This window comes from Prevotella sp. S7-1-8 (assembly GCF_000758925.1).
Lineage (GTDB): Bacteria > Bacteroidota > Bacteroidia > Bacteroidales > Bacteroidaceae > Prevotella.
Genome location: NZ_JRNC01000049.1, coordinates 1 through 15,301, shown reverse-complemented (window position 1 = coordinate 15,301; position 15,301 = coordinate 1). Strand labels below are relative to the sequence as shown.

13 protein-coding genes are annotated in these 15,301 nt (G+C 45.2%); 11 read left to right on the top strand and 2 right to left on the bottom strand.

The features are described from left to right. Positions 1-3: 3 nt before the first annotated feature. Positions 4-3,159 carry an efflux RND transporter permease subunit gene (locus HMPREF1640_RS08225; protein WP_036893835.1) on the bottom strand — a complete coding sequence of 1,052 codons (3,156 nt, stop codon included), beginning with the start codon at positions 3,157-3,159 and terminating at the stop codon, positions 4-6. A gap of 62 nt (positions 3,160-3,221) precedes the next feature. Then, a complete protein-coding gene (locus HMPREF1640_RS08220; protein ID WP_156098759.1) occupies positions 3,222-4,289 on the bottom strand; it encodes an efflux RND transporter periplasmic adaptor subunit in 1,068 nt (355 codons plus the stop codon). A gap of 196 nt (positions 4,290-4,485) precedes the next feature. On the opposite strand from HMPREF1640_RS08220, the gene HMPREF1640_RS08215 reads away from it, so the two are divergent. The 11 genes from HMPREF1640_RS08215 (at position 4,486) to HMPREF1640_RS08165 (ending at position 15,175) form a co-directional block, all read left to right on the top strand. Then, complete coding sequence (locus tag HMPREF1640_RS08215; RefSeq protein ID WP_197051501.1) at positions 4,486-5,388, top strand: AraC family transcriptional regulator; 903 nt, start codon at positions 4,486-4,488, stop codon at positions 5,386-5,388. Between the two features lie 361 nt (positions 5,389-5,749). Then, positions 5,750-6,511 (top strand): hypothetical protein, encoded by a 762-nt coding sequence (locus HMPREF1640_RS08210; RefSeq protein ID WP_036893832.1) that lies wholly within the window; start codon positions 5,750-5,752, stop codon positions 6,509-6,511. A 79-nt stretch (positions 6,512-6,590) separates the two neighbouring features. Then, positions 6,591-7,568 (top strand): 6-phosphofructokinase, encoded by a 978-nt coding sequence (gene pfkA / locus HMPREF1640_RS08205; RefSeq protein WP_036893831.1) that lies wholly within the window; start codon positions 6,591-6,593, stop codon positions 7,566-7,568. Between the two features lie 129 nt (positions 7,569-7,697). Continuing rightward, a complete protein-coding gene (gene atpD / locus HMPREF1640_RS08200) occupies positions 7,698-9,224 on the top strand; it encodes a F0F1 ATP synthase subunit beta (RefSeq protein ID WP_036893830.1) in 1,527 nt (508 codons plus the stop codon). A 30-nt stretch (positions 9,225-9,254) separates the two neighbouring features. After that, positions 9,255-9,494: an ATP synthase F1 subunit epsilon gene (gene atpC, locus HMPREF1640_RS08195; protein WP_036893828.1), complete on the top strand. Its 240-nt coding sequence runs from the start codon at positions 9,255-9,257 to the stop codon at positions 9,492-9,494. A gap of 562 nt (positions 9,495-10,056) precedes the next feature. Continuing rightward, positions 10,057-11,121: a F0F1 ATP synthase subunit A gene (gene atpB, locus HMPREF1640_RS08190; protein WP_036893825.1), complete on the top strand. Its 1,065-nt coding sequence runs from the start codon at positions 10,057-10,059 to the stop codon at positions 11,119-11,121. Between the two features lie 89 nt (positions 11,122-11,210). Beyond that, the gene (atpE, locus tag HMPREF1640_RS08185) at positions 11,211-11,456 is read left to right on the top strand and encodes an ATP synthase F0 subunit C (RefSeq protein WP_036893824.1); all 246 of its coding nucleotides are present in this window, start codon (positions 11,211-11,213) and stop codon (positions 11,454-11,456) included. 25 nt (positions 11,457-11,481) lie between these two features. Further along, positions 11,482-11,997: a F0F1 ATP synthase subunit B gene (gene atpF, locus HMPREF1640_RS08180; RefSeq protein ID WP_036893823.1), complete on the top strand. Its 516-nt coding sequence runs from the start codon at positions 11,482-11,484 to the stop codon at positions 11,995-11,997. A gap of 3 nt (positions 11,998-12,000) precedes the next feature. Further along, positions 12,001-12,537, top strand: a complete 537-nt coding sequence (locus HMPREF1640_RS08175) for a F0F1 ATP synthase subunit delta (RefSeq protein ID WP_036893822.1) — start codon at positions 12,001-12,003, stop codon at positions 12,535-12,537. Positions 12,538-12,599: 62 nt separating this feature from the next. Beyond that, positions 12,600-14,186 (top strand): F0F1 ATP synthase subunit alpha, encoded by a 1,587-nt coding sequence (gene atpA, locus HMPREF1640_RS08170; protein WP_036893821.1) that lies wholly within the window; start codon positions 12,600-12,602, stop codon positions 14,184-14,186. 14 nt (positions 14,187-14,200) lie between these two features. Continuing rightward, positions 14,201-15,175, top strand: coding sequence for a F0F1 ATP synthase subunit gamma (locus tag HMPREF1640_RS08165; RefSeq protein WP_036893820.1), 975 nt, complete (start codon positions 14,201-14,203; stop codon positions 15,173-15,175). The last annotated feature ends 126 nt before the right edge of the window (positions 15,176-15,301 follow it).

Here is a 15,301-nt window from a genome sequence, read left to right as displayed (position 1 = left end):
TTTTTAATTGTTTTCCAAGTCAATACTTTTTTGTCTTTTCTCGTCGGTGCCCCTCATCAACAGCCAATACGCAACGGGCATGACCGTGAGAATGAGTATCATGGTGATGATGGTGCCATAGAATATAACGTTTCCCATAGGTGTCCACAGTCCAGAGCCGCTAAGTATCATTGGTATGACACCCACCGAGGCGGCCGCCGACGTGAGGAAGATGGGGCGCATGCGCCGTTGGGCACTGAGATAGATTGCTTCGCGCGCGGTATAATGAGCGGGCAGGGCAGGGTTGGCGTCCAGTTCTTCTTGTGGACGCGATGTCAATCTAAGTTCCTCGGCATAATCGTACATGATGATGACGTTGCGAACCAATATACCCATGAGCGATATGATGCCAAGATAACAGGTCAGCGAGAAAGGACTTCCCGGTATGAGTACGCCCATGGCGGTGCCTAAGAGTACCAATGATAGCGACACGAGCAATAATATGGCTGTGGATATTCGTTTGAAATGTCCCAGCATCAAGAAGAAAATAATGACAATGCTAATGGCTAAACCTTTTATGATCTGCGGATTGGCCTCGTTGGCCACCTCGTATTCGCCTCCCCAATCCACAGATATGTCTTTGGGCAAGTCTTCTTGTTTGATAGCCTTTTGCAGCGCCGACGTTACCTCGATGACATTGACGCCATCGACTACGTCAGCCATCAAAGTGATGGTGCGTATGCCATTGCGATGACATATTTGGCCGTCCTCCCATTTGTTAGACACCGTGGCTATTTGTCTCAGTGGCACTGAGGTGATTCCTCCTGCCACGGCGACAGGTTCGTCGGCGATGTCGGACAATGTGGCGCGGTCGGCCTTGTTGGATTTTAATGTCACGGGAATGCCGTAGTCGCCATCCCACACTGTCGCGACGGGTATTCCGTCGCTTTGGTATCTGCCGGCAATCTGTAGCTCTACCATGGCGTTGGTAAGACCAAGGCGTCGTGACTTCATCTCGTCAAGTTTGATGTTTGTGGTTAGCAGAGGCTCGTTCACGTCACTACGGCATAAAATCAAGTTGCTGTTGGAGCGCATTTTCGTCATCACGCTGTCGGCGGTACGTTTCAGTTCGGTCCAGTTTTCACCACTTAGGCGTACCTCTATGGCGTTGCTCTCGCTGCTATAGCTAAGTTGTTTAAACCTGACGTATGCGCCCGGGAAAGCATTGGTATATTTCATGCGGTAATCTTCCAAGACACCGAGTGTCTCTTTGTTTCCCTTGGTGTTGACGATAAATTGCGCATAGTTTTTACCTCCAAATTGTGGGGCGTATGCCGTTTGAAATCTTGGAGATGCACAGCCATGGAATGAGGCGACCGAAACCACGCGGTCGTCGGCGCGCAGGATATGCTCGAGTGAGTCGGCAATAAGCGAGGTCTTCTTCAATGGAGTTCCTGTAGGCAAGTATATTTCCACCGCAAATTGGTTTCGTTCGGCGGTGGGCATCATCCTTTGTGGTAATATTGTCAACAGGAACGCACCAATAATGACTGATACAACGCCCATGGAAATGATCGTTTTTGGATGGCGGAAGCACACCGCAATGATTTTGTCATAATACTTCTGCATCAGGTTCAGGAACGAGAACTTGGGCTTGCCGTCATCGTTAGTGTCTTTTATGGGTTCTTTGATAAAATAGAACTGCATGAAAGGTACTACCAGTTCGGCCACCAAGAGCGAGACAAAAAGCACGATTGAGATGCCCCACGGGAAGAAGAGCAAGAAATCATGGAACATGCCCGTCATGGTAAGCAGCAGCGGGAAGAACGTGATGGAGATGGCTAACGTGGCCGAGAGAATGGCCTTGAAGAAGTGTGTGGCGCTCCGCAAGGATGCCTGCCAACGTGTGTACCCCTCTGACATCAATTCCATATAGTTGTCAATGATGACAATGGAGTTGTCTACAATCATGCCAAGGGTAACGATAAGCGCCGCAAGCGTAACAGTGTTAAGCTCAATGCCAAAAGCGTAGAACAATCCAAGCGAGATGAATATCGTAATGGGGATGGTACTTGCCGCCACTAATGCCACGCGTAAAGGCATGAGCGCGATAACAACTAACACCACGGCGCAAATGGCGACAAGCAACTCCGCGAGGAAATTCATAACCGAATCGCCCACAACCTGGCTTTGGTCGGTGATGGTGAACATCGTTACTTCGTCAGGCAAGGTTTTCTTAAATTTTTCAAGCTCCGCCTTGACGGCGTGACCCATTTCGGTTATGGAACGTCCCTTTTTAACCTCGATGCTGAGCACCAAGCATTTTTTGCCATTATTGGTGACATAGCTTGACGGCTCGGCGTACTCTCGTTTTACATCGGCGATGTCTTTTACGCGCACGACATTGCCGTCCGGGCTTGAGTAAACCACCATTTGCCGCACGTCGTTAACCATGTTGAGCGCACGATCAACATGGATGGGGGCCTCGTAGATAGAGGTTTTATGAGTGCCTGCCGTGGTGTTGAATCCTTGTGATATGAGGGCTGCCGACACGATGTTGGGGCCAATGCCATACTGGGAAAGCTTGCGAGTATCTACATGGATGGCAATTTGTTCTTTTTGCCCACCGGTGACACTGATGCGCCCCACGCTCTCAATGCCGCGCAACCGACATTTCAGGTCGTCCATGTAGGTGTTGAGCTCACGATAGGTTTTTTCGTCGCTCTCCATGGTGATGAGAAGTGACGAAGCGTCGCCAAAGTCGTCTTTGACAATAATGGCGGCTACTCCAGCGGGCAAAGTGCGCTTGAACTGTTGAACGCCAAGCTTGAAACGACTCCAGAAATTTTCCTTGACGTCTCCGTCCACGTCGTCGTTTAACTCTACTTGTACGATGGCCAGGCCATTGCGTGTGTAAGATTTGGTTTTACTTTTCTTAACCTCTTTATATGTGAAGATATAATCTTCCAACGGTTTGGTGACCTGTTGCTCCATCTCTTCGACCGATGCGCCAGGATAAACCGCGACGGCCACTCCTTGCCGGACCGTGAAGTCGGGGAACTCATTTTTGTTGATTTTATAGAACGCGTAAACGCCAAACGCTACCAAAACTGACGTAACCAGTATTACGATAGACCGGTTGTGCATGGCCCATTCTATAAGGTTTCTCTTCTTTCTCATTGTATTCAATTCAATTATTGGCTGATACCAATGGATAAACTCTCAGTATGGGAAGACGCGTTTTATAGCGTGCGGACCTTTTGGCCATTGCTAACTTTTTGCTGTCCCTCTATTATAACCTTTTCGCCTTCGTTCAGTCCACTTTCAATTACAATATTTTCGCCTGCATCGTTGCCGAGCGTTATCATGCGTTTGACGGCCTTTCCCTTCTCGACCACCCATACAAATGGCTTGTTGTCAACGTCTATCTGGATGATATTGGCAGGCAGCGTGATGCCGGTTGCTTGCGTTGAGGTGTCATGTATGTACGCGTCGCATACCATGCCGGGCAGCAATTTGCGGTTGGCGTTGTTTACCAAGGCCTTCACGGTATAGGCACGAGAGATGGGATCGGCAGACACGTTCTTCTCGGTAATCTTTCCGGTGTAATTCTCTTTACCCAAAGAAGACACGTTGAAAGTGATTGTCTGGCCAACGTTTATGTGTGAAAGGTCTTCCTCCGGAACGCTGATTTTAACCTTGACTTGGTCAATCCTCACCAATTTGGCTATGGGCTGTCCAGGTATCACATTTTGCCCCACCTCTGCATTCTTCCCGACGATATATCCGCTGAAAGGCGCTTTCAATCGCGTGTCACTCAATCCCTTGCGGGCTATCTGCTCCGCGGCTTGAGCTTGAGTGAGCATTTGTTTGGCTTGTGACACCTTTGTTTCCACTTCAACCCATTTAATCTCTGGCAATGAGCCGTTGTCGTGCAGCATTTTCATGCGTCTATAGGCATCCTCCGCTTGGCGAACGGATTCGCGAGCTTGGTTGGTTGTGGCTTTGGCCATTGTTACGGCGTTGGTAGAGGTGGACGCGTCGATGACACCGATAATTTGCCCCGCGGACACCTGTTGGCCTTCATGAATGTATAATGCCTTGATGGTGCCGGCGGTTGAGAAACTAAGTGACGTGCCGTCGACCTCCTCGATAGTGCCTGGATAGCTGGAGTTTTCACTAATCCCCAATCTGCTAACAGTCATGGTCTTGACATTTACAATATTGTCTATTTGCTTGTTTTTGTGAGAACAACCCATGACGAAAAATATCATGGAACCGTATACAATTTTACATACAACTGATTTCATAATCTATTTTTTGTTCTTCTTTTTTATTTTTGAGTGTAAAATTAATCTTAAAATGTTAGTTTTCGATGTTTAAAAAGGGAAATATACTGCCAAATAAACGAATATAATCCGAAAACACACATTATGTTTCCAAAATAATACATTTTTTTTGGAACAAATTGCCTACTTTTGTGCAAAAGATATGAAATATGATATTATGAATGAACAAATAAAGTCTGAAACAAACAGATTGTTTTCAATTGGGAAAAACGTTGCGTTGGCACAGCCAGACTACTTGGACGATGACCTTATTATAATAGACAATGTCAAGCTGCTAAGCAAGCGGGGTGCCATTCGCCCCAATATGAACATTATAGCTATATGTACGCACGGACGTCTTCAGACGGTCATCAACGGTGCGCCCCTTGAGGTGCGCGCCAACCAAGTGTGTATCTGTCCGCCTGAGACGGTGCTTGACGAGATGATGGTTACGCCTGATTTTGAATATGTGGCATTGTGCATTACCAATCGCGCTTTGCAAGTTTATCTTAGGCAATATATCAATGTGTGGAATGATTTTGCTTATGTTCAGAAGATGAAAATAATCGATTTGAACCAAAAGGAGATAGACATCTACCACAAAGTATATGATCTAATAGGCATGTGTCTGCGTCAAGATGATGAGGAATACAATTCTTCTTTCCGCAAGGAAATGATGAAAGAACTTTTAAGCGCTTCGCTCATTGGCCTATGTGGACTGTTAAAAAAACAGACAGGAGAACACGTTGAAACTTTCAAGCAGAATGTGTCGTTGTTCAATCGCTTTTTGCAGCTGCTTCAAACGGCCGAGATAAAACATCAACCGGTGGAATATTACGCCTCGCAATTATGCATATCGTCTAAGTATCTTACGATGATTTGCAAAAAAAACTCTCACAAAACGGCTAAGGAATGGATACAGGAATATACACTCGCGGACATTGCCTACTATCTTCGAAACACGTCTTTGAGCGTGAAAGAGGTGAGTAACAAGACTGGCTTCTCCAATTCGAGCTTCTTTGGAAAATATGTCAAAGACAATCTTGGGTATACGCCTTTGCAATTTAGGCAAAAAGAATAAAAAACGCTTGATAAGATGCTCATGAGAAACAAAGAAATAATAGGCATGTCATAAATGCGCTGGATGCTAACATGGAAGTTGGCGGGGCATTGGGGGCGAGGCGCGTTGTGGGTGGAAAGAATGTCTAATTATAATTTGTCCTCATTGTAATTCTTTCTTGATGAACAGATGATGGTAGTCGCACGAAAGTGTTGGCCAGACGATATTTGTCGCTCCTTGTTAAATAATTTTCTTGTTGCGTCTAATCATATTATACCATAAATATGTATAAACGGAAATAAAAATAGGCAAGTTTGCTTGTTGTTTCTTAGATATTTTACTAACTTTGCGATGCATAGGTAACACAAAAAGAATAAGTTTGATGACTCTTGTTATTGTATGTATATTGCTTTTGGTGTATCTACTTATTGACACAGAAAACATCACCAAGGTGAACAAAGCGGCTGTCGCCATTTTTGTTTGCGCGGTGGCATGGGCGCTGTGCATTGGCTATGGAGCGGATTTTTTGACACGCCAACATGCGTCTGAGCATGCCAATTGCCTGAATGGGAGGGTGACGGATGGCAGATTGGTGAAAATGTATGTAGCCAATAATCTTTTTCCGAAATACGTAGGTCGGGCTTGTGAGATAGTGTCGTTTTTGCTTGCCACAATGACAACAGTGAAAATTTTAGAGAACAATGGGAGTCTCGACTTCATCGCGCAATTGTTAAAACCCCGCGGCGGGGAAAAAATGCCATGGCGTATAGGTGTCGTGAAAGAAACAGGCATGGCGATAGATCTGGGCCTTGGGGGGCAAACAAATGGCATTTCGAGCATGCTGATTGGTTTGGGCGATGGAATAGTAAGCGCGGCGCATGATGATATTGTCACGGCCGCAAGCTATTTCGCGTTGCAATCCTTGCCAGAATTAAACATGGCATATTTGAAGATGGTGGCTTTTACGGCGTCGGTAGGACGTAATCTGTATACGGTAGGCTCTGTCGTTGGACTTGTCTTGATGAGAATGGAGAAGATGCGAGATAGTTGGCACTTTGGAAATATTGGGTGGAAAGCCGGGAGAGGAACTGTTGGCAGGTACGGCTGTCTTGCTGTTGCCTCATGTATAAAATTTCGTTGTTGAAAATCGTGCAGTCAGAACAACAAAACTCTTCTTTAACATAAATATAAATATAAGTATCAAGAATAGAACATATAATAACATGGCAAAAATTAAAACAATAGGTATTCTCACCTCGGGAGGTGACGCTCCCGGCATGAATGCGGCTATACGCGCCGTGACACGTGCAGGTATATGCAATGGTTATCAAATAAAAGGTATATATCGTGGATACGATGGGCTAATAAATGGCGAAATAAAGCCGTTTACAACAGAAAATGTTTCGGGTATCATCATGCAGGGTGGCACAATCTTGAAAAGTGCGCGCTCTAAGGATTTTGTCACGGAAGAAGGCAGGGCCAAAGCTTTTGACACTTTGCAACGTGAAGAAATCGACGCGTTGGTGATCGTTGGTGGCAACGGTTCTCTCACGGGAGCTATGAAGTTTGCGTGCCAATATGATATTTGTTGCATTGGACTACCCGGTACAATTGACAATGACCTATATGGCACAGATACTACAATTGGATATGATACCACACTGAATACTATTGTGGAATGTGTGGATCGCATTCGCGACACCGCTCAAAGTCATGAGCGGATATTCTTTGTTGAGGTGATGGGACGTGACGCTGGGTTCCTCGCTCAGAACGCCGCCATTGCTAGTGGAGCGGAGGCAGCCATTATTCCGGAAGATTCTACCGACGTGGACCAATTGGCACAATTTATGGAGCGAGGTATTCGTAAATCAAAAAGGAGTTGCATAGTTATTGTCTCGGAAAGTCCTAAATGTGGCGCGATTTATTACGCTGACCGCGTGAAGAAAGAGTTCCCGGGTTATGATGTGCGAGTTTCGATATTGGGACACTTGCAGCGTGGAGGCCGCCCCTCTGCCCATGACAGAATACTTGCCAGCAGAACAGGGGCTGGAGCGATAGAGGCTATTATGCAAGGGCAGCGAAATGTCATGGTCGGCATACGAAACAACGAGGTGGTTTACGTTCCGCTTTCGGAGGCCATCCGCTCGGATAAACCATTTGACAGGAAACTAATTAAAGTGTTGGACGAGCTTAGTATATAGCAGGAGGATTAAAGTATGTTAAAACCTCTTGGCTTGTAATATTTAAAATGTATTTTTGTAGTCAGAAATCTGAAATATACTTTAATCAAATAATCGAATCTATAAATAACTAATAATAAACAATAGCTTATGTCACAAATCAGAGGACGCATCTCCCAGATTATTGGTCCCGTGGTCGATGTTTATTTTGATACCCAGGGACAAGATCCCGAGAAGGTATTGCCAAAAATCAACGAGGCTCTCAAAGTGAAACGACCTGATGGAGCTGAGCTAATTATTGAAGTACAGCAACACATTGGCGAGGATACCGTGCGTTGTGTGGCTATGGACGTTACTGATGGTTTGCAGCGCAACTTGGAGGCAATCCCAACAGGCAGTCCGATAACAATGCCGGCAGGCTCGCAGATTAAGGGTCGAATGTTGAACGTTATAGGCAAGCCCATTGACGGCATGAAAGAATTCGACATGAAAGGCAGCTACCCTATACATAGGCAGCCACCAAAGTTTGACGAGTTGTCTACGCGAAAGGAAATACTGACTACAGGCATCAAGGTTGTGGACTTGTTGGAGCCTTACCTCAAAGGTGGCAAGATCGGACTCTTTGGTGGAGCTGGCGTTGGAAAGACAGTGTTGATCATGGAGCTCATTAATAATATAGCGAAAGGACATGATGGTTACTCTGTCTTTGCAGGCGTGGGCGAGCGTACCCGTGAAGGCAACGACCTAATTCGAGACATGCTCGAATCGGGCGTTATCAGATATGGCGAGAAATTTAAGAAAGCCATGGAGGAGGGTAAATGGGATCTTTCCTTAGTGGACCCTGACGAGATTGACAAGTCGCAAGCTACATTGGTGTACGGACAAATGAACGAGCCTCCTGGGGCTCGCGCTTCCGTGGCACTGTCTGGACTGACCGTGGCAGAGGAATTTCGCGATCATGGTGGAAAAGATGGTGGTCCTGCGGACATCATGTTCTTCATAGACAACATATTCCGCTTCACGCAAGCTGGTTCGGAGGTTTCCGCATTGTTAGGGCGAATGCCATCAGCGGTTGGTTATCAACCCACACTTGCGTCTGAAATGGGAGCACTTCAGGAGCGCATTACCTCAACCAAGAAAGGCTCTATTACGTCTGTGCAAGCAGTATATGTGCCTGCGGACGACTTGACGGACCCTGCGCCTGCCACTACATTCAGCCACCTTGACGCTACTACTGTGTTGGATCGTAAAATTGCGGAGCTGGGCATCTATCCCGCTGTCGACCCATTGGCAAGTACGTCTCGCATTCTTGATCCGCTGATTGTCGGCAAGGAACATTATGATTGCGCTCAACGGGTGAAAGAAACACTCCAGCACTATAATGATTTGCAAGACATTATTGCAATTCTTGGTATGGATGAGCTTTCTGATGAGGACAAGCTTGTCGTAAGTAGAGCACGTCGTGTACAGCGCTTTTTGTCTCAACCCTTTGCAGTGGCAGAGCAATTCACCGGTGTGCCAGGTATCATGGTTAGCGTGGAAGATACAATAAAAGGCTTTAACGCAATCCTTGACGGAGAGGTGGACGACCTTCCTGAACAAGCCTTTATGAACGTAGGTACTATAGAAGACGCTATTGCCAAGGGCAAAAAACTGATGGAACAGGCCAATAAATAATTTTTTTGGCCAATCAAACCATATTCGATTATGCTAAAATTAAGAATTGTATCTCCGGAAAAAGTGATATTTGATGGTGATGTGAAAAGCGTGACAGTGCCTGGAATGCAGGGTAGGTTTCAGATACTTGATAATCACGCCGCCATTATTTCCGCGCTTGTTGAAGGTAAAGTGGAATATGCCACTTCTCGGGAGGCAAAGCAATTTAACGTTGAAGGTGGCTTCGTCGAGGTTAAACAAAATGAGGTAAACCTGTGCGTAGAGGTATGATAAGCTTGAAAAGATTCGTGAATATGACATAGGTTGATGATTGATAATTTAGGCGAAAACGTTTATTAATTTATAAAAAGGTATATACTTGCCCAAAAACAACGTTGAGGGCATCTTATAAAACCAATGGGACAGGGGATATTTATAGATACCATTTTTGCCTATTCAAAAGTCAATTTGTTTTATCATAAACACTTTAAGCATGTACAAAAGTATGAGCGAGATGAAAAAATGCTTAGATGTCACGGGGTGATTTGATGTAAAAATGTATATGGTATCCTCACTAACCCTAATAATATGCACTTTGTTGTTTACGGCAATTGGTGCGATATGGATTGTGGGTTATAATTATGTCAAGAAACATTGCCCGGCAAACTTGCCCCAATTTTATATGATTTTGGCGGTTGCAAGGATTGTCTCAATACTGGCATTTGTAGGAATATACATACTGTTTATATCGAAAAGCGCCGCTGAGTCTCGAGTTTTTGCCTTAATGGTAATACTCATGTATATCGTGATGATGGGTGTTTCGCTGAAAATAAAACATTAATAATATATCTAAATGAAATACATTCATTTGATTGTTTGCACGTTGATGTGCCTCGCCCTTTTCCTTCCGGTTAACGCAGAAAGCAAGGACGAGGGGAAACTAAACACTTCAGAGCTTGTGGTAGGGCACATCAAAGACTCTTACGAATGGCATATCACTGATATCGGTGGCAAACCAATCGTCATTCATCTGCCTGTTATCGTTAAAAGTTCAACTGGTTGGCATGTCTTTAGCACAAGCGAATTCGCGGAGGAAGCAGATGCCAATGGCTATAAAAAAGGGCCTTACAACCTTGCCATTGTCACCCAAGGAGACAACGCTGGTAAAATAATGGAGTTGCGGAATGGAGAAGAGATCCGCCCCTTTGACATTTCTATTTCCAAGACCGTAGCGGTGATGCTCATAGATGCCATTATCCTTTTATGTGTCGTTTTGATACCTGCGCGTTGGTATCACAAGCATAAGCCAACCGACCTCGCGCCGGGCGGTTTCACCGGTTTTATAGAGATGCTGGTGACCTATGTCGAGGACAACATAGTAAAACCGGGGATAGGGGATGGCTATGAAAAGTATTCACCTTACTTGTTAACGTGTTTTTTCTTTATCCTAACATGCAATTTAATGGGTATTATCCCTTTCCCACCGGGTGGAGGCAATGTGACGGGTAATATTGCCGTGACTTTTTTCTTGGCGCTTTGTACGTTCGTCATAACTCAATTTAGTGGATCGAAACACTATTGGAAAGATATGTTTTGGCCAAATGTGCCAATGGCTCTGAAAGTGTTCCCACTCATTTCTATCATAGAATTTGTTGGTATCTTTACCAAACCGTTTGCGTTGATGATCCGTCTATTCGCAAACATGATGGCTGGGCATGCAATAGCCTTATCTTTGACATGTATTATATTTGTTGTCGCCGCTATTGGTGGAGCCACGTTCTATGGGATGTCTTTTCTAAGTATCCTCATGAGCATATTTATGATGTGTCTTGAGTTATTGGTTTGCTTTATTCAAGCCATGGTCTTCACCATGTTAAGCTCTATATTTATCGGACTTGCAAGAGCGAAATCAGAGTGAATGAATGGGAGTGTCAAATAATGGGCGTAAAATCAAAATAGAATCGATAAAACTACAATAATTAATAATAACATTAAAAATTTACAATTATGGTTTCAACATTATTATTGGCTGCCGCTGCGGATGGAATTGCAAAGTTAGGTGCTGGATTAGGCGCAGGTATCGCTGCCGTAGGCGCTGGTGTTGGTATTGGTCGTATTGGTGGCCAGGCTATGGACGCCATGGCTCGCCAACCGGAGGTGATGAACAAGATTTTTACCAATATGATTGTTGCCGCAGCTTTGGTAGAGGGTGTCGCGTTGTTTGCGGTAGTGGTTGCGTTCCTTTGCATTTAATCGCTGAACAATATAAACGCTGCGTATGGATTTATTAATGCCAAGTACAGGTCTGCTATTTTGGATGACGATAGTCTTCTTTGTAGTGCTTGCCGTTCTGTGGAAATGGGGATTCCCTGCCATCACCAATATGGTGAGAGACCGTAAGAACTTCATTGACGACAGTCTTCGAAAGGCTCATGAAGCCAATGAAAAGCTGGCCAATATACAAAAAGAAGGCGAATCCATTCTGCAGGAGGCACGCGAGAAGCAGTTGCGGATATTAAAAGAGGCCACTGCTACTCGTGATGCTATTGTTGCGAAAGCTCAAGATCAAGTGAAAGAGGATGGCGCGCGTCTACTCAACGATGCCAAGGCGGAAATAGAGTTGACCAAGCAGCAAGCCATTCGCGAGGTCCGTTCACAAATAGCCGAATTATCAGTAAAGATAGCTGAGAAAGTGGTTCGTGAGAGGCTTTCGGGCGAAAACAAGCAGATGGATTTGATAGACAAACTGCTGGCAGAGGTTTCTGCCTATGAGAGAAATGATATAAAACAATAGTCTATGGATTTAGGTGTAATATCGGTAAGATACGCTCGCGCGCTCCTTAAGAGTGCCATGGCATTGAAACAGGATACAGAGGTGTACCAAGAAATGCAGGTGCTCTACAACAGCTACCTGCAAGTGCCGCGGTTGCGTTTTACCATAGACAATCCAATGTTGAGCAAAGAGAAAAAGCAAGATATTGTTGAAATTGCCGCTGGCAGCAATATTTGTGAACAGACTCGCCGTTTTTTCCACCTTGTGTTAAAAGAGGGAAGGGAAGAAATGCTTCAACTCATGGCTGCGTCTTATATCACGCTCTATCGCAGAGAAAACAACATTACTCGTGGTAAACTTATTACCGCCGTCGCTGTATCTGATCAAATTGAGACGAAGATGAAGCAGATGGTAGAGCACAAAACAAATGGGACTGTAGAGTTTAATACCGAGATTGATCCTGACATCATAGGCGGTTTCATCTTGGAATACGACACCTACAGAATGGATGCGAGCGTTAAATCAAAGCTCAACAACATCCTTGTTCAATTGAAAAAATAAAATCGCCGCGTCAAATCATGATTAGATCAAAGCGTGCGGCTTTAAAAATTTAAACCAAAACAATGTCAGATAAAATAAAACCAAGCGAAGTGTCAGAGGTTCTTCTGAGGCAACTTGAGGGCATCAATGCCAACGAGCAGTTTGATGAGGTTGGCACTGTACTCACCGTTAGCGACGGAGTGGTGCGCATTTATGGTCTTCGTAACTGCGAGGCTAATGAATTGCTTGAGTTTGAAAATGGCACCATGGCTATTGTCATGAACCTTGAGGAAGACAATGTGGGCTGCGTGCTCTTGGGTCCTACCAGGGGCATTAAGGAGGGGCAATCCGTCAAACGCACCCATCGCATTTCTTCTATACGTGTTAATGATAGTTTCTTGGGGCGCGTTGTCAATCCTCTTGGCGAGCCTATTGATGGCAAGGGCGATTTGGATTTGACAGGGGCTTTTGAGATGCCATTGGATCGTAAGGCTCCAGGTGTGATCTATCGCCAACCCGTGAAAGAGCCTTTACAAACAGGATTGAAGTCTGTCGACTCGATGATCCCTATTGGCCGCGGACAGCGTGAGCTTATCATTGGCGACCGTCAAACAGGCAAAACCGCTGTTGCGATTGACACAATAATCAACCAAAAGGGCAATTACGAAGCTGGCAAGCCCGTGTATTGCATATATGTAGCCATTGGTCAAAAAGCCAGCACGGTGGCTACTTTGGTGCAAACATTGAAAGAGCACGGTGCGCTTCCTTATACCATCATTGTAAGTGCCACCGCCGCAGACCCTGCCGCCATGCAATATTATGCGCCATTGGCGGGCGCCGCCATTGGTGAGTATTTTCGCGACAGAGGCTATCATGCGTTAGTGGTGTATGACGACCTTTCAAAACAGGCTGTCGCATATCGTGAAGTTTCGCTCATACTTCGTCGTCCTTCGGGTCGCGAGGCCTATCCCGGCGATGTTTTCTATCTTCATTCTCGTTTGTTGGAGCGCGCCGCTCGTATAAACGATCAGCAAGAGGTGGCCGAGCAAATGAATGACCTTCCAGAGTGTATGCGCGGACATGTACGTGGTGGAGGCTCTCTCACGGCATTGCCAATTATCGAGACGCAAGCAGGCGATGTTTCCGCATACATCCCAACAAACGTTATTTCCATTACTGATGGCCAAATATATCTTGAGACCAACCTCTTCAATCAAGGTTTTCGTCCTGCCATCAACGTTGGTATTTCAGTATCTCGCGTGGGTGGTTCGGCTCAAGTTAAGAGTATGAAGAAAGTGGCGGGAACCTTGAAAATTGACATGGCGCAATATCGGGAATTGGAATCTTTTTCTAAGTTTGCGAGCGACATGGATCCAGTCACGGCAATGACTATCGACCGCGGTCGAAAGAACAATCAATTGCTCATACAAGCCCAATACAGCCCAATGCCAGTGGGCGAACAGATTGCTATTCTTTATTGTGGCGTGCATGGACTTTTGTATGATGTTCCAGTGGAGCGGGTTCGTATATGTCAAGAACAATTTTTAGATCAGATGCGCTCACAGCATCAGGATGTAATTGATAGTTTGGCGGCAGGCAAATTAGAAGAGTCGGGCGTCAAAGTCATAGAGGATGTGATGGCAAACATTACAGGCCAATTCAAGAAATAAGAATAAAATAGCTTATGCCTTCGTTAAAAGAGCTAAAAACCCGCAAGATGTCTGTTCAGAGCACTCGTAAGATTACGAGTGCCATGAAGATGATAGCCTCGTCCAAATTACACCATGCGCAGATGGCAATTCATAATATGTTGCCTTATTCCGAGCAAATGGAACATATATTAAAGGCATTCTTGGCATCTATGCCAGGTACCCAAACCATTTTCGAGGAGGAACGTGCAGAGGTAAAACGTGTGGCGATGTTAGTCTTTTCATCGAACAGTTCGTTGTGTGGCGCATTTAATAGTAATGTCATTCGTATGACGAAGCAAGTTGTTGAGGAATACAAAGCGCAGGGCATCACCGATATCACGATTTATCCTTTGGGCCGTAAGATAGCTGAAAAGGTAGCGAGGATGGGCTGTAAGTCTGCGGGTGATTTTACAGATCTCGCCGACAAGCCTAACGCTCACGCATGTAACGGAATTGCCAAAGAAATATCGAACAAGTTCGCCAACAACGAGTACGACAAAGTGGAGATGATATATCATCATTTTAAGAGTGCTGGTTCTCAAGTTCTTACACGCAAGACATTCTTGCCTATCGACCTAAGTACGGAAGCTATTGGCGCGGATAATGACAGAGATCTCAGTTCGTCTATAGCCACGGCTAAGGCTCAAGAATATCTGCGTAAGAGAAACAAGGTTGCCACTAAGCGTAATCAAGATGCGGTAATCGGGCTTAACGACGATTTTATTGTGGAGCCAGACATGGAGACAGTCTTGTCTCTTCTTGTACCTCAAATGTTGCATTTGATGGTATATACAGCGTTGCTTGACAGTGTAGCTTCGGAGCATGCGGCCCGAATGGTTGCCATGCAGACTGCCACTGACAATGCTGACCAATTGCTTGAGGAACTCAGCTTGCAGTTTAATAAGAGCCGTCAAACGGCTATCACCAATGAATTGCTTGATATTGTGGGTGGCTCTGTTAACAACTGACATTGTATCATCTATTTTATAAAAGCAGGTGGCAAACATTTCGAAACGATGTTTGCCACCTGCTTTTGGCTTATAATTGAGGATGCCATTTGAACTATGGTTATATGCTATCAAGGCATACAAGGG

What these genes read in the sequence shown, in the direction of transcription:
- pfkA (WP_036893831.1), top strand. Translation starts at nt 6,591, where the DNA reads ATGGCAAAAATTAAAACAATAGGTATTCTCACCTCGGGAGGTGACGCT.
- HMPREF1640_RS08165 (WP_036893820.1), top strand. Translation starts at nt 14,201, where the DNA reads ATGCCTTCGTTAAAAGAGCTAAAAACCCGCAAGATGTCTGTTCAGAGC.
- HMPREF1640_RS08175 (WP_036893822.1), top strand. Translation starts at nt 12,001, where the DNA reads ATGGATTTAGGTGTAATATCGGTAAGATACGCTCGCGCGCTCCTTAAG.
- atpD (WP_036893830.1), top strand. Translation starts at nt 7,698, where the DNA reads ATGTCACAAATCAGAGGACGCATCTCCCAGATTATTGGTCCCGTGGTC.
- atpE (WP_036893824.1), top strand. Translation starts at nt 11,211, where the DNA reads ATGGTTTCAACATTATTATTGGCTGCCGCTGCGGATGGAATTGCAAAG.
- HMPREF1640_RS08220 (WP_156098759.1), bottom strand. Translation starts at nt 4,289, where the DNA reads ATGAAATCAGTTGTATGTAAAATTGTATACGGTTCCATGATATTTTTC.
- atpB (WP_036893825.1), top strand. Translation starts at nt 10,057, where the DNA reads ATGAAATACATTCATTTGATTGTTTGCACGTTGATGTGCCTCGCCCTT.
- HMPREF1640_RS08225 (WP_036893835.1), bottom strand. Translation starts at nt 3,159, where the DNA reads ATGAGAAAGAAGAGAAACCTTATAGAATGGGCCATGCACAACCGGTCT.
- HMPREF1640_RS08210 (WP_036893832.1), top strand. Translation starts at nt 5,750, where the DNA reads ATGACTCTTGTTATTGTATGTATATTGCTTTTGGTGTATCTACTTATT.
- atpA (WP_036893821.1), top strand. Translation starts at nt 12,600, where the DNA reads ATGTCAGATAAAATAAAACCAAGCGAAGTGTCAGAGGTTCTTCTGAGG.
- HMPREF1640_RS08215 (WP_197051501.1), top strand. Translation starts at nt 4,486, where the DNA reads ATGAATGAACAAATAAAGTCTGAAACAAACAGATTGTTTTCAATTGGG.
- atpC (WP_036893828.1), top strand. Translation starts at nt 9,255, where the DNA reads ATGCTAAAATTAAGAATTGTATCTCCGGAAAAAGTGATATTTGATGGT.
- atpF (WP_036893823.1), top strand. Translation starts at nt 11,482, where the DNA reads ATGGATTTATTAATGCCAAGTACAGGTCTGCTATTTTGGATGACGATA.